This is a genomic window from Chitinophaga fulva (genome assembly GCF_012927205.1).
Taxonomy (GTDB): Bacteria; Bacteroidota; Bacteroidia; order Chitinophagales; family Chitinophagaceae; genus Chitinophaga; species Chitinophaga fulva.
Window position 1 is genome coordinate 357706 of the sequence record NZ_JABBGC010000002.1, and the last position, 21309, is coordinate 379014.

Genomic DNA, 21309 nt, shown 5'->3' on the forward strand with positions numbered 1-21309 from the left:
GAATCACAAAAAAAGGAGTGGTGGGGTATCTTAAAAAGCAGAAAGCATAAAGCCCGGAGGCCTTATGCTTTCTGCAACAGGAGTATTCGATTACACTTTTATCTTACCACGGTCACTTCGCCTTTGATAACATTGGAAGCGCCGCCGGCTACTTTTTTGTAGGTGAGCCACCATACGTAGGTGCCGATATCTACCGGGCTGCCCTTGAACTTACCGTCCCATCCTTTGTGGCTGTCGGAGGAGATGAAGATCAGTTCGCCCCAACGGTTGAAGATCCGCAGTTCGTAGTCGAACATAGGTCCGCGTACTATTGGTCTGAACACATCGTTCCGTCCGTCACCATTTGGTGAGAAGGCGTTCGGGAACTGCGGTTTCGGTTCGCACTGTGTGAAGTTGACTCTGATGTCGTCTGTTGCGCTGCCGCAATCATTGAACACGGTCACTGTGTAAGTGCCACCGTTGGTAACCTGCAGGGTGGGCGAGGTGCTGCCGTTATCCCAGCGTACGCTGGTGATGCCGTTGCCCTCAGCGCGGAGTGTCAGGGTTTCGCCTATACACATCACGGTATCGTTGCCCAGGTTGATTTTCGGTACACCGGTGATGTTTACGTTCACGCTGTCGAGATATACCCGTTGGCAGAAGCGGTCCATCACGGCCAGTTTGTATTTACCGGCCTGGCTTACCTGTTTGACCGGGTTGGTGTCGCCATCATTCCAGAGGTAGGATATTGCGTCTGTGTTGGTGCCGTTGAAGGTAACGGTGCCGTCAGGGCAGATATTCCTGTCAGGGCCGAGGTCTACCTGGATACCCGGTTTCATTCTTACGTTAACGGTATCTTTTACCACGCAGTTGTCTCTGCTTACCGCTACCCAGTAACCGCCAGGTTTGTTGACGATGATGGAGTTGCTGGTTTCGCCTGTCTGCCATTTGATGCGGCCGCCGTTGGAGGTAACGGTGAGCATGATGGACTGATCAGGGCAGATCGCTGTGTCGCGGCTCAGGGTGATATCCGGTGGCGGATTTACGCTCACTTTCACGGTGTCGATGGTGATACAAGCGCTCTTCATCACTTTCACCCAGAATTGTTCCTGTGTGCTGACGAGGATAGAAGAGGTAGTAGCGCCGTTGCTCCAGAGATAAGTAGCGCCGTCTACATAAGCGTCCAGTTTCACGGATTGGCCACGGCAGATGGTGGTGTCCGGAATGCTTACCAGCGGAGTGGGGATGAGCCCAACTTTAATGGTATCGCTGGTGATACACTGATCGTTGCTTACGTTTACCCAGTAGGTGCCTGCCTGGGTGATCTTGATCCGTTGAGTTGTTTCACCGGTAGACCACTTGATGGTGTAGGCAAAGTTGGAAGCGCCTGCATCGAGTACGAGGCTGTTGCCGCCGCAGATGGTGGTGTCTTTACCGAGGTTGACTACCGGTTTCTGAATGTATTTCAGTTGGTAAGTCATAGTGTCGGAAGAGCAACCTGTTTTACCATCCGTCATAATGAAGGAGGCAGAAGTAGCACCGTTCAGGTTGAACTGGTTGCTGCGTTGTGTTAACGGCAGGCCAGTCACAGCGTTGGCAGGAGTTACCGCCACCAGGGTAAAGGTGGGCAGGTTCACGTTGCCTACCGGTTGCAGGGCTACTCTCGGGTTATCGGAGCAGTTGGCTGGCAGGGTAGCGTTCAGCTGCGGTTTCGGACAAGGTTTGATGATGATGCGTTGGATAACATCGTTGGCTTTGTTACCGCAAGCGTCTGTGATGCTCCATCTTCTTACGATCGTATAGCCGTTACAGATGTCTTTCACAAATGGATCTTCACTGTATACTGCTTTTTTCGGGAAGGCCGGGTCACAGTTGTCGGTGGCAGTTAAGGTCACCGGCGCAGGGATCGGGTCCTGACAGTATACGGTCACATCTGCCGGAGCAGGCATGATCACTGGTCTGGTGGTATCCTGTACGGTTACTACCTGTTTCATCGTTGCGATGTTACCGCAAGCGTCTTTCGCGGTCCAGGTCCTGATGATGCGGTAGTTGTTGCCGCATGCACCCGGAATGGTTTCTGTAATAGTTTGACGTGTTACTGTCAGACCGTTGCCGTTGGTGCTGCAATTATCCGTAGCCGTTACATTGGTAACAGGGGCAGGGATGGCGTCGCAGTTCACCGTGGTGTCTCTCGGAGGCAATACGGTGAATACCGGTTTAGTGGTATCCTGTACACGGATGGTCTGCTGCATGGTGGCTTTGTTGCCGCAATCGTCAGTAGCTGTCCAGGTGCGGATTTCCAGGTAGTTACCTGCACAAGCTCCAGGTGTTCTTTGTGTTTTGGAGCTGGTGAGTACCTGGATGTTACCGGAGCAGTTGTCGGTAGCGGTGATCACTGGCCATGCTGGTACTTTGTCACAATCTACTACGGTATCTTTTGGTGCAGGCATGGAGAATACTGGTCTGGTGGTATCCTGTACGCGGATGATCTGTTGTACAGTGCTACCGTTGCCGCATTCATCGAGTGCTGTCCATTTACGGAAGATGGTGTAGTTGCTGTTGCACATGCCTGGTTTGCGAACGACAGAGTCTCTGGAGGAAACGGTGATGATGCCTGGAGTACAATTGTCGGTAGCGGTCAGGTTGATGCCAGCCGGTACTTTATCGCAATCCACTGTAGCGTCAGCTGGTGGCTGCATGGTGAATACCGGAGCGGTCATGTCTTTCACGGTGATGATCTGTGTGAGTGTAACGCCGGTGTTGCAGGCATCTTTCGCTGTCCAGGTGCGGATCAGCTGGTAGTTGTTGCCGCAAGCGCCCGGAATGTCTTTCCGTACTTCCACCACAGGGATCGTGATGTTGCCGGTACAGTCATCTTTCGCGATCAGATCTACCTTAGCGGGGACCTTATCACAGTCAACAGTGATGTTGGCCGGAGCAGGGGTGATGAACACCGGAGCTTTGGTATCCACTACAGTGATGGTCTGGGAGGCGGTGACAAACAGACCGCATCTGTCAGTGGCCGTCCATGTACGGGTGATAGTAGTGAGACATGGTGAAGTCACTACGGTCACGTCATTATAAGTCACATTCAGGGACACGTCATCATAAGGTGCGTGGCTGAATACCGGTTTACCGAAGAGGGTAGTGTAGTCTTTACCCTGTACGCATTCCGTGGTGATAGCTGCTGGTTGAGACACTACTATCGGTGCTTTATTGACAACAGTGATTTTCACCACGTTGCTGATGTTGTTGATACATGCACCAGAGGATACCAGTCTTCTGTACCAGATATCTGCAGATTGCAGGCCTGGCTGATAGGTATCGCTGGTAGCACCCGGAATATTGGTGAACGGTCCGGCTGCACCGGCAGTGCTTTGTTGCCATACATAAGTGTAGGTACCGTTACCACCGGAGAGGATGTTACCACGTATAGCCGTTGGTGTTTCAGTGATACACACTGTTTGATCGGCCTGGATAGTATTGCCCAGGATTGGTTTACGGTTGATCAATGTAACGCTGGAGCTGGTAGCAGGACATTTACCGTTGCTTACCACCCATGTCAACTGTGCTGTTTCACCGGCAGGTACGGTAATCGTTGCTTTCCTGTCTGTAGCGTTGCTGATACCGATCAGGGAGGCATTGCTGCTGGTGACAACCCATACGCCTTTAGCGCCTGGTACACCCGGATCGCTGGCATTCATGGTGAAGGTAGCGTCGTTGCAATGTTCCTGGTCAGGGCCGGCGTTGGCGGCTACTGGTGTCAGGTAGTTGATCAGGGTTACATCGTCCCAGGTGGAGCTACATACACCGTTGGTGATGGTCCAGCGCAGGGTTACGGTATCACCCGGATTTACTTTCACTTTTGAAACCGGGCTGTTGATAGACCTGATGACAGCAGTGCCTTTGATGATAGACCAGAAGCCTGTTGCACTAGGTACGCTCGGAGCATCAGCAGCGAGGGTAAAGTCAGTCAGCTGGTTACAAGCTTCCTGATCAGGGCCGGCGTTGGCATCGAGTGCTTTCGCATAGTTGATCAGTGTTACCTGACTGGAAGAGCTGGCGCATTTACCGTTAGCGATGGTCCATTTAAGGATAACGGTATCGCCTACCGGTACTTTCACTTTAGTAGCCGGATTGTTAGGCTCGTAGATAGTTGCTCTGCCTGGTACACGGCTGATGTCTGTCCAGGTACCGGTTGCGCTGGAGGAGCCAGGTTGATTGGCGTCCATCACAAAGTCGGCGTTGGTATTACATTTTTCCTGGTCAGCACCGGCGTAGGCCACAGCAGCAGCTTTGTAGTTAATAATAGTTACTCTGCTGGAAGTGGTTTTACATACACCATTGGTGATCGTCCATTCCAGTACCACGGTGTCGCCAACAGGAACTGTTACAGCAGTCAGCGGATTGGTTGGCTGTTTGATCACAGCTCTTCCTGGTATGCGGCTGACGTCTTTCCACAGTCCGGTTGCAGTCGGCACGCTTGGTGCATTGGCTTTCATCACGAAGTCACTGGCCTGGTTACATGCTTCCTGGTCCGGACCGGCATTGGCATCTGCTGCGGTAGCGTAGTTGGTGACAACCACGTCGTCTGAAGTAGCGGCGCAGGTACCGTTGGTGATGGTCCAGGTGAAGGTTACAGTAGTACCGGCTTTCACTGTCACCGTCGTTTTAGCGTTGGTCGGCTGATTGATGGTCACGCCAGTAGCAGTAGAGGCAGTCCATGTACCGGAAGCGCCAAACTGCGTAGGTGCGTTACCGTCGAGGGTGAAGTTTTCATCATCACAATGTTCCTGGTCAGCACCGGCGTTGGCGGTTACTGGTGTTTCGTAGTTGGTCAGGACTACATCGTCGCTGGTCACTGCGCAGACACCGTTGGTGATGGTCCAGGTGAAGGTTGCGGTTTCACCGATCGGCAGGTATACATCAGTTACCGGCTGGTTCGGGTTGCGGATGATCGCTTTCGGGTTGTTGGTCGTCCACATACCGGTTGCGCCGGCAGCTTTCGGATCATTACCTTCCAGCTTCAGGTCTGTTTTAACGTTACAGAAGGTTTTGTCTTCTCCTGCATTCGCTTTGGCAGGCAGTTCGTACACGATTACTTTGGCAGAAGCGCAGGCAGTGTTACCGCAAGCACCGGTGCTTTCAGCACGTACGAACCAGGTAGTGGTGGTAGATACATTTTTAAAGGTAACGGTTCTGCCGTCTGCACTGACCGCATCAGGTGTTACCGCGGTGCTGCCGGCAGTTCCCGGGCAACCGTTGATATACCATTTCCAGGTAGCATTGGTAGCACCGTTTTCATCTGTGCCGAGGCTGCCGCCCTGTATGGTCAGTACTACATCTCCTTTGTCGCAGATCTCAGCCGCATTCACACTGATGCCGGTTGGCGGTGTGGAAGGCTGCATGATTTTCACGGAGAAGTTTTTGGTAAATACGCAACCTGCATTATTTGCGTCCTGAACGGTCAGTACAAAGTTGTACGTACCAGCGGCGGTAGTAGCAGGGTAGGTTACCTTGATGGTACCGGCACCGGTCCATGGAGCATCCACGATGTCGGTGAAGGAAGGCAGCGCATTTGGAGCCACTGCTTTGATGGAGTATTTGGTAATGGTACCGGTCGGGTTAGACAGTACCAGGTTGAAGGAACCGTCTGCATTACATACATCCGCTACAGCTGCCGCGTCTACAGTTGGTGCCGCATTGAGGATCAGTTTAATGGAAGAAGTACTGTTGGTACATACGCCATTGCTGATAGTCCATGTTACGGTAACTGTCTGCGGTGTGCTGGTAGCCAGTGTAGCGACAGCGTTCGGGTCGGTGGCATTGCTGAAGGTCACGCCAGTACCGGACCATGTACCTGTTTCGGTAGGTTTCGGTTGGTTGGCGTGGAGCTGGAACACGTTGTTACCACACTGGGTAATATCGGTACCGGCATTGCTTACCGTGAGTGCTTCTGTGTTGGTCAGGATAATCTGATCAGAAGCAGTACAGGAAGCTTTGAAGTTGTTGGTCACTGTCCATACCAGTGTTACGGATTTACCCGCAGGTACACCGGTGACAGTTGTTTTGTAGTTGTTCGGATCAGTGATCTGTGCACCAAGGTTCGCGCCATTGAAAGTCCAAACGCCTTTCTGGTCGGCCAGCGGCTGGTTGCCTTCGATGTTGAAGTCTTTGGTGTCACACTGTTTAATCTCTGGTACACCTGCATCGGCAGTCGGCATAGACCTTACTTTCACGGTCACGTTGTCAGTCACCGTACAAGCGCCGTTGGTCACGGTCACTGCATATACGTTGTCACCAACTTTGGTGGGGGTGTGAGAGAAGGATACTTTACCGTCAGCAGCAGGGAGGGCAGTGCCATCAAGTGTCCACTTAATGGTGTAACCAGTGTTGCTGTTGTCGATGCTGAGGGTAGTGGCCTGGCCTTCGCAAATTTCATCCGGGTTAGCGGTGATCTTCACGGTAGGCTTGCCATCTATCTTCACGGAGAAGTTTTTGGTAAACACGCAACCTGCATTATTTGCGTCCTGAACGGTCAGTACAAAGTTGTACGTACCAGCGGCGGTAGTAGCAGGGTAGGTTACCTTGATGGTACCTGCACCGGTCCATGGAGCGTCCACGATGTCGGTGAAGGAAGGCAGCGCATTTGGAGCCACTGCTTTGATGGAGTATTTGGTAATGGTACCGGTCGGGTTAGACAGTACCAGGTTGAAGGAACCGTCTGCATTACATACATCCGCTACAGCTGCCGCGTCTACAGTTGGAGCCGCATTGAGGATCAGTTTAATGGAAGAAGTACTGTTGGTACATACGCCATTGCTGATAGTCCATGTTACGGTAACTGTCTGCGGTGTGCTGGTAGCCAGTGTAGCCACAGCATCCGGATCATTAGCGTTGCTGAAGGTCACGCCAGTACCGGACCATGTGCCTGTTTCGGTAGGTTTCGGTTGGTTGGCGTGGAGCTGGAACACGTTGTTACCGCACTGGGTAATATCGGTACCGGCGTTGCTTACTGTGAGTGCTTCGGTGTTGGTCAGGATGATCTGATCAGAAGCAGTACAGGAAGCTTTGAAGTTGTTGGTCACTGTCCATACCAGTGTTACGGATTTACCCGCAGGTACACCAGTGACAGTTGTTTTGTAATTGTTCGGGTCAGTGATCTGTGCCCCAAGGTTCGCACCATTGAAAGTCCAAACGCCTTTCTGGTCGGCCAGTGGCTGGTTACCTTCGATGTTGAAGTCTTTGGTGTCACACTGTTTAATCTCTGGTTTACCTGCATCGGCAGTCGGCATGGACCTTACTTTCACGGTCACGTTGTCGGTCACCGTACAAGCGCCGTTGGTCACGGTTACTGCATATACGTTGTCACCAACTTTGGTAGGAGTGTGAGAGAAGGATACTTTGCCATCAGCAGCAGGGAGGGCCGTGCCATCAAGTGTCCACTTGATAGCGTAACCGGTATTGCTGTTGTCGATGCTGAGGGTAGTGGCCTGGCCTTCGCAGATTTCATCCGGGTTAGCGGTGATCTTCACGGTAGGCTTGCCATCTATCTTCACGGAGAAGTTTTTGGTAAATACGCAACCTGCATTATTGGCGTCCTGAACGGTCAGTACAAAGTTGTACGTACCAGCGGCGGTAGTAGCAGGGTAGAGTACCTTAATAGTACCTGCACCGGTCCATGGAGCGTCCACGATGTCGGTGAAGGAAGGCAGCGCATTTGGAGCCACTGCTTTGATGGAGTATTTGGTAATGGTACCGGTCGGGTTAGACAGTACCAGGTTGAAGGAACCGTCTGCATTACATACATCCGCTACAGCTGCCGCGTCTACAGTTGGTGCCGCATTGAGGATCAGTTTAATGGAAGAAGTACTGTTGGTACATACGCCATTGCTGATAGTCCATGTTACGGTAACTGTCTGCGGTGTGCTGGTAGCCAGTGTAGCCACAGCATCCGGATCATTAGCGTTGCTGAAGGTCACGCCAGTACCGGACCATGTACCTGTTTCGGTAGGTTTCGGTTGGTTGGCGTGGAGCTGGAACACGTTGTTACCGCATTGGGTAATATCGGTACCGGCATTGCTTACGGTGAGTGCTTCGGTATTGGTCAGGATGATCTGATCAGAAGCAGTACAGGAAGCTTTGAAGTTGTTGGTCACTGTCCATACCAGTGTTACGGATTTGCCCGCAGGTACACCGGTGACAGTTGTTTTGTAGTTGTTTGGATCAGTGATCAGTGCACCAAGGTTAGCGCCATTGAAAGTCCAAACGCCTTTCTGGTCGGCCAGCGGTTGGTTGCCTTCGATGTTGAAGTCTTTGGTGTCACACTGTTTAATCTCTGGTTTACCTGCATCGGCAGTCGGCATGGACCTTACTTTCACGGTCACGTTGTCAGTCACCGTACAAGCGCCGTTGGTCACGGTCACTGCATATACGTTGTCACCAACTTTGGTGGGGGTGTGAGAGAAGGATACTTTACCGTCAGCAGCAGGGAGGGCAGTGCCATCAAGTGTCCACTTAATGGTGTAACCGGTATTGCTGTTGTCGATGCTGAGGGTAGTGGCCTGGCCTTCGCAGATTTCATCCGGGTTAGCGGTGATCTTCACGGTAGGCTTGCCATCTATTTTTACAGAGAAGTTTTTGGTAAACACGCAACCTGCATTATTGGCGTCCTGAACGGTCAGTACAAAGTTGTACGTACCGGCAGCCGTAGTAGCAGGGTAGGTTACCTTGATGGTACCTGCACCGGTCCATGGAGCGTCCACGATGTCGGTGAAGGAAGGCAGTGCATTCGGAGCCACTGCTTTGATAGAGTATTTGGTAATGGTACCGGTCGGGTTAGACAGTACCAGGTTGAAAGAACCGTCTGCATTACATACATCCGCTACAGCTGCCACGTCTACAGTTGGAGCCGCATTGAGGATCAGTTTAATGGAAGAAGTACTGTTGGTACATACGCCATTGCTGATAGTCCATGTTACGGTAACTGTCTGCGGTGTGCTGGTAGCCAGTGTAGCGACAGCGTTCGGGTCGGTGGCATTGCTGAAGGTCACGCCAGTACCGGACCATGTACCTGTTTCGGTAGGTTTCGGTTGGTTGGCGTGGAGCTGGAACACGTTGTTACCGCATTGGGTAATATCGGTACCGGCATTGCTTACGGTGAGCGCTTCGGTATTGGTCAGGATGATCTGATCAGAAGCAGTACAGGAAGCTTTGAAGTTGTTGGTCACTGTCCATACCAGTGTTACGGATTTGCCCGCAGGTACACCGGTGACAGTTGTTTTGTAGTTGTTTGGATCAGTGATCAGTGCACCAAGGTTAGCGCCATTGAAAGTCCAAACGCCTTTCTGGTCGGCCAGCGGTTGGTTGCCTTCGATGTTGAAGTCTTTGGTGTCACACTGTTTAATCTCTGGTTTACCTGCATCGGCAGTCGGCATGGACCTTACTTTCACCGTTACGTTGTCGGTCACCGTACAAGCGCCGTTGGTCACGGTTACTGCATATACGTTGTCACCAACTTTGGTAGGAGTGTGAGAGAAGGATACTTTGCCATCAGCAGCAGGGAGGGCCGTGCCATCAAGTGTCCACTTGATAGCGTAACCGGTATTGCTGTTGTCGATGCTGAGGGTAGTGGCCTGGCCTTCGCAGATTTCATCCGGGTTAGCGGTGATCTTCACGGTAGGCTTGCCATCTATCTTCACGGAGAAGTTTTTGGTAAATACGCAACCTGCATTATTGGCGTCCTGAACGGTCAGTACAAAGTTGTACGTACCAGCGGCGGTAGTAGCAGGGTAGAGTACCTTAATAGTACCTGCACCGGTCCATGGAGCGTCCACGATGTCGGTGAAGGAAGGCAGCGCATTTGGAGCCACTGCTTTGATGGAGTATTTGGTAATGGTACCGGTCGGGTTAGACAGTACCAGGTTGAAGGAACCGTCTGCATTACATACATCCGCTACAGCTGCCGCGTCTACAGTTGGTGCCGCATTGAGGATCAGTTTAATGGAAGAAGTACTGTTGGTACATACGCCATTGCTAATGGTCCAGGTAACGGTTACCGTCTGAGGAGTGCTGGTAGCCAGTGTAGCCACAGCGTTCGGGTCGGTGGCATTGCTGAAGGTCACGCCAGTACCGGACCATGTACCTGTTTCGGTCGGTTTCGGTTGGTTGGCGTGGAGCTGGAACTTGTTGTTACCGCACTGGGTAATATCGGTACCGGCATTGCTTACGGTGAGTGCTTCGGTATTGGTCAGGATAACCTGATCAGAAGCAGTACAGGAAGCTTTGAAGTTGTTGGTCACTGTCCATACCAGTGTTACGGATTTGCCCGCAGGTACACCGGTGACAGTTGTTTTGTAATTGTTCGGATCAGTGATCAGTGCACCAAGGTTAGCGCCATTGAAAGTCCAAACGCCTTTCTGGTCGGCCAGCGGCTGGTTGCCTTCGATGTTGAAGTCTTTGGTATCACACTGTTTAATCTCTGGTTTACCGGCATCGGCAGTCGGCATGGACCTTACTTTCACGGTCACGTTGTCGGTTACTGTACAAGCGCCGTTGGTCACGGTTACTGCATATACGTTGTCACCAACTTTGGTAGGAGTGTGAGAGAAGGACACTTTGTTATTAGCAGCAGGGATGGCCGTTCCATCAAGTGTCCACTTAATGGTATAACCGGTATTGCTGTTGTCGATGCTGAGGGTAGTGGCCTGGCCTTCGCAGATTTCATCCGGGTTAGCGGTGATCTTCACAGTAGGCTTGCCATCTACTTTTACGGAGAAGTTTTTGGTAAATACGCAACCCAGGTTGTTACCATCCTGAACGGTCAGTACGAAATCATACGTACCAGCGGCAGTAGCAGCAGGGTAGAGTACCTTGATGGTACCTGCACCTGTCCATGGAGCGTCCACGATGTCGGTGAAGGCAGGCAGGGCGTTGGTAGCCGCAGCTTTGATAGAGTATTTGGTAATGTTACCGGTCGGGTTAGACAGTACCAGATTGAAGAAACCATCTGCATTACATACCGCAGGAACAGCTGCTACTGTTACAGTTGGCGCTGCGTTGAGGATCAGTTTAATGGAAGAAGTACTGTTGGTACATACGCCATTGCTAATGGTCCAGGTAACGGTTACCGTCTGAGGAGTGCTGGTAGCCAGTGTAGCCACAGCGTTCGGGTCGGTGGCATTGCTGAAGGTCACGCCAGTACCGGACCATGTACCTGTTTCGGTCGGTTTCGGTTGGTTGGCGTGGAGCTGGAACTTGTTGTTACCGCACTGGGTAATATCGGTACCGGCATTGCTTACGGTGAGTGCTTCGGTATTGGTCAGGATAACCTGATCAGAAGCAGTACAGGAAGCTTTGAAGTTGTTGGTCACTGTCCATACCAGTGTTACGGATTTACCCGCAGGTACACCGGTGACAGTTGTTTTGTAATTGTTCGGATCAGTGATCTGTGCACCAAGGTTCGCACCATTGAAAGTCCAAACGCCTTTCTGGTCGGCCAGCGGCTGGTTACCTTCGATGTTGAAGTCTTTGGTGTCACACTGTTTAATCTCTGGTACACCTGCATCGGCAGTCGGCATAGACCTTACTTTCACGGTCACGTTGTCGGTCACTGTACAAGCGCCGTTGGTCACGGTTACTGCATATACGTTGTCACCAACTTTGGTAGGAGTGTGAGAGAAGGACACTTTGTTATTAGCAGCAGGGATGGCCGTTCCATCAAGTGTCCACTTAATGGTATAACCGGTATTGCTGTTGTCGATGCTGAGGGTAGTGGCCTGGCCTTCGCAGATTTCATCCGGGTTAGCGGTGATCTTCACAGTAGGCTTGCCATCTACTTTTACAGAGAAGTTTTTAGTAAATACGCAACCCAGGTTGTTACCATCCTGAATGGTCAGTACGAAGTCATACGTACCAGCGGCGGTAGCAGCAGGGTAGAGTACCTTGATGGTACCTGCACCGGTCCATGGAGCGTCCACGATATCGGTGAAGGCAGGCAGGGCGTTAGTAGCCGCAGCTTTGATAGAATATTTGGTAATGTTACCGGTCGGGTTAGACAGTACCAGGTCAAAAGAACCGTCTGCGTTACATACCGCAGGAACAGCTGCTACTGTTACAGTTGGCGCTGCGTTGAGGATCAGTTTAATGGAAGAAGTACTGTTGGTACATACGCCATTGCTGATGGTCCATGTAACGGTAACCGTCTGAGGAGTGCCGGTAGCCAGTGTAGCCACAGCATTTGGATCGGTGGCGTTGCTGAAGGTCACGCCAGTACCGGACCATGTACCTGTTTCGGTGGGTTTCGGTTGGTTGGCGTGGAGCTGGAACACGTTGTTACCGCATTGGGTAATATCGGTACCGGCATTGCTTACCGTGAGTGCTTCTGTGTTGGTCAGGATAACCTGATCAGAAGCAGTACAGGAAGCTTTGAAATTGTTGGTCACTGTCCATACCAGTGTTACGGATTTACCCGCAGGTACACCGGTGACAGTTGTTTTGTAATTGTTCGGATCAGTGATCTGTGCACCAAGGTTCGCACCATTGAACGTCCAAACGCCTTTCTGGTCGGCCAGCGGCTGGTTGCCTTCGATGTTGAAGTCTTTGGTGTCACACTGTTTAATCTCTGGTACACCTGCATCGGCAGTCGGCATGGACCTTACTTTCACGGTCACGTTGTCGGTTACTGTACAAGCGCCGTTGGTCACGGTTACTGCATATACGTTGTCACCAACTTTGGTAGGAGTGTGAGAGAAGGACACTTTGTTATTAGCAGCAGGGATGGCCGTTCCATCAAGTGTCCACTTAATGGTATAACCGGTATTGCTGTTGTCGATGCTGAGGGTAGTGGCCTGGCCTTCGCAGATTTCATCCGGGTTAGCGGTGATCTTCACGGTAGGTTTGCCATCTATTTTCACAGAGAAGTTTTTGGTAAATACGCAACCCAGGTTGCTACCATCCTGAACGGTCAGTACGAAATCATACGTACCAGCGGCGGTAGCAGCAGGGTAGAGTACCTTAATAGTACCAGCACCGGTCCATGGAGCGTCCACGATGTCGGTGAAGGCAGGCAGGGCGTTAGTAGCCGCAGCTTTGATAGAATATTTGGTAATGTTACCGGTCGGGTTAGACAGTACCAGGTCAAAAGAACCGTCTGCGTTACATACCGCAGGAACAGCTGCCACCGTTACCGTTGGCGCTGCGTTGAGGATCAGCTTAATGGAAGAAGTACTGTTGGTACATACGCCATTGCTGATGGTCCATGTAACGGTTACCGTCTGAGGAGTGCCGGTAGCCAGTGTAGCTACAGCATTCGGATCAGTGGCATTGCTGAAGGTCACGCCAGTACCGGACCATGTACCTGTTTCGGTAGGTTTCGGTTGGTTGGCGTGGAGCTGGAACTTGTTGTTACCGCACTGGATAATATCACTACCGGCCTGGCTGGTGGTCAGTGATTCAGTGTTCTTTAATGTGATATTGGAACTTGCCTTACAAGTCGTGTTATATTTATTATTTACCGTCCATGTCAGTACAACAGATGTGCCGGCCTGCAATCCGGTCACGGTAGTTTTCGGATTGGTCGGATCTGTAATCACTGCGCCATTAGCCGGAGCAACGATGGTCCATACACCTTCCTGATCAACAGGCAGGGCAGGAGCATTCAGGGTGAAGTCACCCTTATCACACTGAGGGTTTACAGTACCCGGGTCAGCTACTGGAATTGCTCTTACCTCCACTGTTTTGGTTTTGGTATCAGAGCAGGTCAGGTTGGTAATGGTAACACCGTAGGTGTGTGTACCGGCTGGCGTAGGTGTATGGTTGAGGGTTTGGGTGCTACCAGGTTGAGTAACGCCGTCGATGGTCCATGATTTAGTGTAGGTACTGTTGGACGCGGCAACACTCAGTGAAATGCTGGTACCCAGACAGATGTCAGACGGACCGCTGATGGTGGCATCCGGTTGTGCATCTACCCTTAACTTAAATGTCGCGTCGTAAGTACATCCCAGGTTATCATCATTCTGAATGGTCAGGATGAAGTCATAGGTGCCCGGCGCTGTGTTGGCTGGCAGTGCTACCGTGATAACGCTACCAGTAGCAGGCCAGGTACCTGATTGATCAGGGAAAGTAGTCAGCGGGTTACCAGTGACACCTTGTTTCACGGTGTATTTGGTAACAGTACCGGTCAGGGCAGAGAAGTTAATTTTAAACTGGTTGCTGGTCTGACAAACGGCAGGGGCAGTAGCTGTTACTTTCGGCGCAGGGCGCAGGTGCAGGTTCACTTTTGATGTCCCGTTAGCACATTTACCGTTGCTCAGTGTCCAGGTTACGGTGACATCCTGTGTAGTAGCTGCGCCGGTCAGTGTGGCGGTTGTATTGGGCAAGGTGGCATTACCAAAAGTAACACCAGCAGGTCCGCTCCACGAACCGGTTTCCCAGGCTTGTGGTGGTGTACCGCTGATGGTAAACGTTTTGTTGGTGCCGCACTGGGTGATATCTACAGTGGCCGCTGAAACAGGAACAGGCATATTAGTCAATACCACTTCATCGCTCGCAGCACACTTGCTCAGGTTCTTATTGGTAACAGTCCATACCAGTGTAACGGATTTACCTACGCCCAGATTGGTAACGGTAGCATTGTAGGCGGTAGGATTAGTCAGGGTTGCGCCCTGGTCATCTCCGTTTTTAAAGCTCCACATCCCGGTTTGATCGGCCGGAGGCTGGTTACCGTTTAGTGTAAAGGAAGAGGTGGTACACAGCTTGATGTCAGTCCCGGCATTGGGGTTGGGCATCGAATTGACGATCACTTCTGTCTGGTCCGATATGACGCACTTACCGTTGGTCACTGTAACCGTGTAGATGTTTTTTACCGGTGGATTGGTGACAGTAGTAGGTATATGGGTGATGGTAGTACCTGTGGCGCCAGCTATCACGGCTCCGTTGTAGGCCCACGTGATCGGAGCGTATTTGGCGTTCTCCGGCTGGATTTCCAGTTTAGCTTGTTCACCAAGACAGATACTGGGATCTGTCAGCAGTTTAACGTTAACAATAGGTTTCTGATAAACCACGATTTCTGCGCGGTTACTATCGCGGCAGACTTTATTATCACCATAGGTTTTTTCACCGACCACTTCATAGGTGGTGGTAACGTTGGGACTTACATCCAATGTAGTACCGGTGACAAGTGGATCTACCTTCCATATATAAGAGGTATATCCCCCTGTTACTTCCAGGTGGGCTTGTTGACCGTTACAGATTTCATTACCGGTCACCGAAATCTGCGGTTGTGGCAGGATGGTGATTTCTACCGGTCGGGAAGGAGCGGCACAGTTACCGAGACTGACGTTGTCCCGTTCCGTGATGCCTACCCTGAAATAATAGAGTTTGGAGACGAGTGGGTCTCCCTTCAGCGCACCTGCTGTGAAGTTCAGGATCGGTGTTTTGGCGCCGGATACTGAACCTGAGTTCATCGGGCCATCCGCCATGTCGGTATAAGTAATACCGTCAGTGCTGATCTGCCATTGATAAACAGGGTCCTGAAAATAGGTAATAGGCTCCAGGTAAGCTGTCAGGCTTAACGGAGCGCCACCGCAGATCTGGTCTTTTGTTCTTTTTTCATCTTTCAGACCATCTACATATGCAAAAAGATCGGGGCTGCAATAGGTAAACTGGATATCGTCAATAGCAATATCGTTACCGCAACCACCGAAGTTATTATTTAAGACGGTAAGTTTTACGGATGTTAGGTTTGGAGGAATTTTGAAGCTGCCCCCATATTGTTGCCATTCCGGAATTTTGAGGTTCATGGATACGTCGTTCGTATTGAACCTTACCAGTTCAGCTCCCGTGGTGGGATTTGTCAGAATAAAGGTAACTCCTGCGTAGTGATAACCCTTGGGGGCATCCGTTGCCCTGGCACAGATATCGTCGAATACCTGCATGCCGTTCACGTTCATGAACCAGGCAGAGAAGTTATAGACAGAGCCGGGACAGAGGCCGGTAATTGTTCTTTGATAGAAAGCTTTTTTCTCGATCGCGGAGTTGATCACGAGCATACCGCCAAAGGTATTGGTACCATCTCCGTTGCCGGTATGGTCATAAGCTTTTACCCATTCCGGTTTACCCTGGGTGTGATAGTATTCTATATAGTCATTATCTGCTAAGTTGCTGGTGTTAGAGGCAAATTTGTAAGTCTGTGATGGATTTGCGGCATAAAGGCCTTCAATAATCGTGTTCTTACGAGGAGCGGCCCCGGAATTAAAAACCCCGAAATCCTCTTTAAATCCTGCCATGGTGCTGATCGTGCCCGCACATTGAGTGATGGTACAGTCCTTGACTTTGATCTTACGGGTAGCAGTTATATAGCCACCACTGGAATTGTAGATCTTCACAGTGAAGGTATATTCACCTACTGTTTTAAGTCTGATAGTCATCGCCGTCACGTTTGGATAGGCGGCGAGGGGCTTTCGGTTCAGCCACTTGTCCGTACCGGAGCCGGTTTCTGTATATAGAAACTGGTAGTCCGTTGGTGCCAGGGCGGGAGACACGCTCCAGTCCATATGGTCTGTGGTAAAACCACCAGACCATACCAGGCCGTTCAGTGTGGCGAAACTTCCTGCGCAGATACTGTCGGGGGCATTGATAAATGCCGTTGATTGTGCCATCGTCTTGTGTGACGGTAGCACAAAGCCCGTTAACAGGAATAAAAAGGTTAAAAGTCGTTTCATAGGTGTAAAACAGTTAAGTGAAAAAAGTATCAGTTCTGAGGGCTTTCGCCTGTTCAGTAACTGTTGTTTTCCAACCGCTTACAAGGGTCTTTGGACCCGGAAATCCCTTTCCGGTCCGGGTGAGGGAAGGTGTAGAATGTTTTCATAGGCAATAGGTGTTTAATCGTTGTATGGCTAAAATATGCGACTATATTAAGATTAAAATTAAAAATAATATAGAGAAATAAAAAAAGTGATAAATTTTATAATATGAATTCACACTAGATAGGAAGAGGGGGGTGGTTAACGAAAATTGATTCTCAACTGGTTAAAGGAGGTTAAAAAAATATTAAAAAAGTTATCCACATTTGGCGGTTGTCCTGATTTATTTATCTGGTACTGTGCTTTATGAAATTATTTTCCTACCTTTGCAGACCAAATTTGATGTAAGATGCCCAAAGTAAGAACACATTCCCGCGCCAAGAAGACCTTCAAGGTTGGCGGGAACGGACAGATTAAGCGGTTTAAAGCATTCAAAAGCCACTTACTGACTAAGAAAGCTACTAAGAGAAAACGTAGCCTGAGAGGAAGCACGCTGGTTCACGAAGCAAATCTTAACCTGGTTAAGAGAATGCTCGGCCTCCGCTAGTATCCGTCCAAACAATCGAATTTTATAACCTGAGAAAAAACACAAGACAATGCCTCGTTCAGTTAACGCCGTAGCTTCAAGAGCCCGGAGAAAAAGGATCTTAAAGCAAGCCAAAGGCTTTTACGGTAAAAGGAAAAACGTTTACACCGTAGCGAAGAACGTCCTCGAAAAAGGACTCACTTACAGCTATGTAGGTCGTAAATTAAAGAAAAGAAACTATCGTCAGTTGTGGATCGCCCGTATCAACGCTGCGGTAAGAGCAGAAGGTTTGACCTATTCTGTGTTCATGAACAAATTAGCTGGTAAGAACATCGATCTGAACAGAAAGGTGCTTGCTGACCTCGCTATGAACGAACCAGAAACCTTTAAAGCACTGGTTGCTTCCGTAAAGTAAGCGCTAATTAACTTTAAATACCAGATAGCTGGCATCCCAACGGATGTCAGCTATTTTACTTTTAGGGAAAAGGCCCACCACAGCAGACCCGCTGCCACTCATGGTGGCATATACCGCTCCCTCACTGTACATCGTTGCTTTGATAGCTGCCAACTCCGGATGCGCTGCAAACACCGGCGCCTCAAAATCATTACTGATCGCCTGTTTCCACTCCGTCACCGGCAACTGTATCACTTCCTTTAATGCCCGCACCGGCGCTTGCGGTGTGATCTGCCGGAAAGCCCAACCGGTATTCACATGAATCCCCGGATGTACCAGCAAGAAAGAATAGCCCGAAAGGTCCAGCGACAGCGGCTCCATGATTTCTCCCCGGCCAGTGGCGTAACAGGGCTGATTGAGTATAAAGAAAGGACAATCGCTCCCCAGTTGGGCGGCATAGTCAATCAGTTGACCGGATGTAAGCCCCAGCTGGAATTTATTGTTGAGCAACTGCAGCATAAAAGCTGCATCAGAGGAGCCGCCGCCCAAACCGGCCCCAATGGGAATATGTTTGTGCAGGTGAATGTTGACTGGTTGCACCTGCGGATAGTCCAGCTGCAACAAATGAAAAGCCCGGAGGCACAGGTTGTCCGCTGTATCACCGGGAACAGGAATGCCGCTGCTGGCGAATTGCAGTGTGCCAGGGGTGATCACTTCCAGCGCATCAGTTACCGGCAGGGGATAGAAGACAGTTTCCAGGTCATGGAAGCCATCCGTTCTTTTGGCAGTGATGTGCAGGCCCAGGTTTATCTTACAGTTGGGAAAAACGATCATGTTTGTGGTATTAACACGGCAAAACCGCAGCGGCAGGGGATTCCCACCGGCAGCAGCAGTCCGTTCTGAAAATGTTATTTACTTTTTCTGGCGTTTATTTCGTCGCGGATGGCGATAGCGCGGATATAATCTTCCTGTTCCAATACTTCCTGAAGGAGCTGGGTGAGGTCGTCCAGGCTCATGGCTTTGAGATCATCTTCTGCGCCTCTCTCATGTTCGGAGATGGTAGGGGTGACAGGTTTTGTGCTCTTTTTACCGGCAGGATCGTCCAGCAATATTCCGGCGCTGTTGAGGATATTTTCGAATGTATAGATCGGACATCCGAAACGAACGGCCAATGCCAATGCATCGGAAGTCCGGGAGTCTATCTCAATTGTTTCGTCGTTGCTGGAACAGATAAGTTTGGAGTAAAAGATGCCCTCCTGTAAATTGCTGATCACCACTTCATGGAGCTCTATATTAAAGGCGTTCATGAAATTTTTCATCAGGTCATGTGTGAGGGGGCGGCTGGGTTGCATTTTTTCTAACGCTACGGCTATCGCTTGTGCTTCAAAGCCTCCTATTACGATTGGTAAACGGCGTAATCCATTCACCTCTCCCAATACCACGGCATATGAATGAGTCTGCGTAATGCTGTGCGATAAAGCAACTATTTCCAGTTCTATTTTTCTCATATCTGTCTTGCGTTGTCGCTGAATGTTTTGTAAGACCGTGAAGTTAGAAAAATATTCCTTATCTAAAAAAAATCTATCATTTTATTCAATTACGAATTACGAGTTACAAATTACGAATTATGAGTTACGAGTGAAGTCCCCATTGGTAGAACGTCTGTTTATGAGCCCTGTTATAGGCGGACTTCATGTGTAATCCGTAATCCGTAATTCGTAATTGATAAAGGTTATTGACCTTTGAATTCTTTCACCGCGGCTGTCAGTTTCGGCACCACTTCAAATGCGTCACCAACTATGCCATAATCTGCGGCTTTGAAGAAAGGAGCCTCAGGGTCTTTATTGATCACCACGATGACCTTGCTGCCGTTAACCCCCGCTAGGTGCTGGATAGCGCCGGAGATGCCAATCGCCACATAGAGGTTGGGCCTTACGGTTAAACCGGTCTGACCAACATGCTCATGGTGTGGACGCCAGCCAGCATCGGCTACCGGGCGGGAACTGGCGGTTGCAGCGCCCAGTGCTTTGGCAAGGTCTTCCAGGATGCCCCAGTTTTCAGGACCTTTCAGGCCACGGCCACCGCTGACAATGATTTCTGCTTCTGTCAACGGAATATCACCGCTAACGGTTTCTGTTCTCACTACTTTCACTTTGAAGTCTGCATCATGGATGGCAGCTGCGAAAGCCTCTACTGTAGCAGTGCCTGCGCCGGCTACAGCAGGGTAGGTATTCGGTGTAAGCGTAATCACTTTACGCTCAGAAGTAATGTTTACATTGGCGAAAGCCTTGCCGGAGAACACGTTCTTTTTCACTACAAAACCATTCGCAGTATCCGGATAAGACACGGCGCCAGCTACCAGGCCGGCTTTCAGGCGGGCTGCCACACGCGGCGCCACGGCTTTACCGTCGAAATTATGCGGGAAAACAATCACGGCTGCCCCTTCTTTATCAGCGGCTTCCACAATGATCTTAGTATATACGGTGCTTTCCACTTCCTGCAAACGTGCATCCGCCACGTGCAATACTTTGGTGGCGCCATAGTTGCCCAGCGTTGCCAGTTCAGCATTGTCTGCCGGCCCAAGTACCAGCGCCGTAGCGGTGGTGCCCAGCTGGGCGGCTACCTTTGATCCGTATTGTACTGCTTCCAGTGCTGCTTTCTTGATCTTTCCGTGTGCCTGATCGGCAAATATTAATATAGACATGAATACGTTAATTAGAAATGAAACAATAGATACCTGCTGCCGTGATTAGATCACTTTGGCTTCTTCATGCAGCAACTTCACCAGCTCAGCTACGTTGTCCGGGTTGATCAGTTTCACACCTGCTTTTGCCGGCGGCAGTTCAAAACTTACCACGCTGGTCAGCGTATCGGCTGCAACAGGCTCTACTACGGTCAATGGTTTGGTACGTGCCGCCATAATACCGCGCATATTCGGGATACGGGCTTCTGCCATACCTTTTTGGCAGGACACTACTACCGGCAGCGATACTTCACAGATCTCCTCGCCACCTTCAATTTCCCGGTTGATAGTCGCCACGGTACCGTTCAGATCAAATTTGGCCGCGATGGAAACATAGGGCAGTTCCAGCAGTTCTGCTACCATGCCGCCTATACCGGAACCGTTGTAGTCAATGGTTTCTTTACCGGTAAATATGATATCATATTGTTTTTCTTTAGCATGTGCTGCTATCTGTGCAGCGATATAATAACTATCCGCACTATCCGCGTTGATACGGAATGCTTCATCACCTCCCAGTGCCAGTGCTTTGCGAATGATAGCGTCGCAATCAGCGCCGCCTACTGTGATCAGATGAACGTCGGCTCCGATTGTTTCCTTCAGCTCCAGTGCTCTTACCAGTGCATACCATTCATCATACGGGTTAATAATAAACTGGACACCAGCCTCATTGAATTTCGTGTTATTGTCCGTGAAAGCTATTTTTGCAGTCGTGTCCGGAGTTTTACTGATACAAACTAAAATCTTCATGCCTTAAACTGTTTGGTTTAAAAAATGCGGTAATAGCAAATATATCTTATTTATGTACGCCAACCGCAAGGCTATATTATGATTTTAATCAGTATAAACAACAGAAATATGAATGTTA

At 50.2% G+C, this 21309-nt stretch carries 7 protein-coding genes; 2 read left to right on the forward strand and 5 right to left on the reverse strand.

The genetic code is table 11. The features are described 5' to 3' along the window. Positions 1 to 98: 98 nt before the first annotated feature. Positions 99 to 16700, reverse strand: a complete 16602-nt coding sequence (locus HHL17_RS18110; RefSeq protein WP_169226232.1) for a gliding motility-associated C-terminal domain-containing protein — start codon at positions 16698 to 16700, stop codon at positions 99 to 101. A gap of 430 nt (positions 16701 to 17130) precedes the next feature. On the opposite strand from HHL17_RS18110, the gene rpmI reads away from it, so the two are divergent. Together rpmI and rplT are read left to right on the forward strand one after the other, a co-directional pair. After that, the gene (gene rpmI, locus HHL17_RS18115) at positions 17131 to 17328 is read left to right on the forward strand and encodes a 50S ribosomal protein L35 (protein WP_078673351.1); all 198 of its coding nucleotides are present in this window, start codon (positions 17131 to 17133) and stop codon (positions 17326 to 17328) included. Between the two features lie 49 nt (positions 17329 to 17377). Beyond that, positions 17378 to 17722, forward strand: coding sequence for a 50S ribosomal protein L20 (gene rplT, locus HHL17_RS18120; RefSeq protein WP_078673350.1), 345 nt, complete (start codon positions 17378 to 17380; stop codon positions 17720 to 17722). A 3-nt stretch (positions 17723 to 17725) separates the two neighbouring features. On the opposite strand, the gene ispE is transcribed toward rplT, so the two are convergent. The 4 genes from ispE to HHL17_RS18140 all read right to left on the reverse strand — a co-directional run bounded on the left by ispE (position 17726) and on the right by HHL17_RS18140 (position 21191). Next, positions 17726 to 18535, reverse strand: coding sequence for a 4-(cytidine 5'-diphospho)-2-C-methyl-D-erythritol kinase (ispE, locus tag HHL17_RS18125; protein ID WP_169226233.1), 810 nt, complete (start codon positions 18533 to 18535; stop codon positions 17726 to 17728). Positions 18536 to 18609: 74 nt separating this feature from the next. Continuing rightward, a complete protein-coding gene (locus tag HHL17_RS18130) occupies positions 18610 to 19209 on the reverse strand; it encodes a bifunctional nuclease family protein (protein ID WP_169226234.1) in 600 nt (199 codons plus the stop codon). Positions 19210 to 19433: 224 nt separating this feature from the next. Further along, positions 19434 to 20405 carry an electron transfer flavoprotein subunit alpha/FixB family protein gene (locus HHL17_RS18135; RefSeq protein ID WP_169226235.1) on the reverse strand — a complete coding sequence of 324 codons (972 nt, stop codon included), beginning with the start codon at positions 20403 to 20405 and terminating at the stop codon, positions 19434 to 19436. 45 nt (positions 20406 to 20450) lie between these two features. After that, entirely contained in the window at positions 20451 to 21191 is a 741-nt protein-coding gene (locus tag HHL17_RS18140; RefSeq protein ID WP_169226236.1) for an electron transfer flavoprotein subunit beta/FixA family protein, read from the reverse strand. Positions 21192 to 21309: the final 118 nt, after the last annotated feature.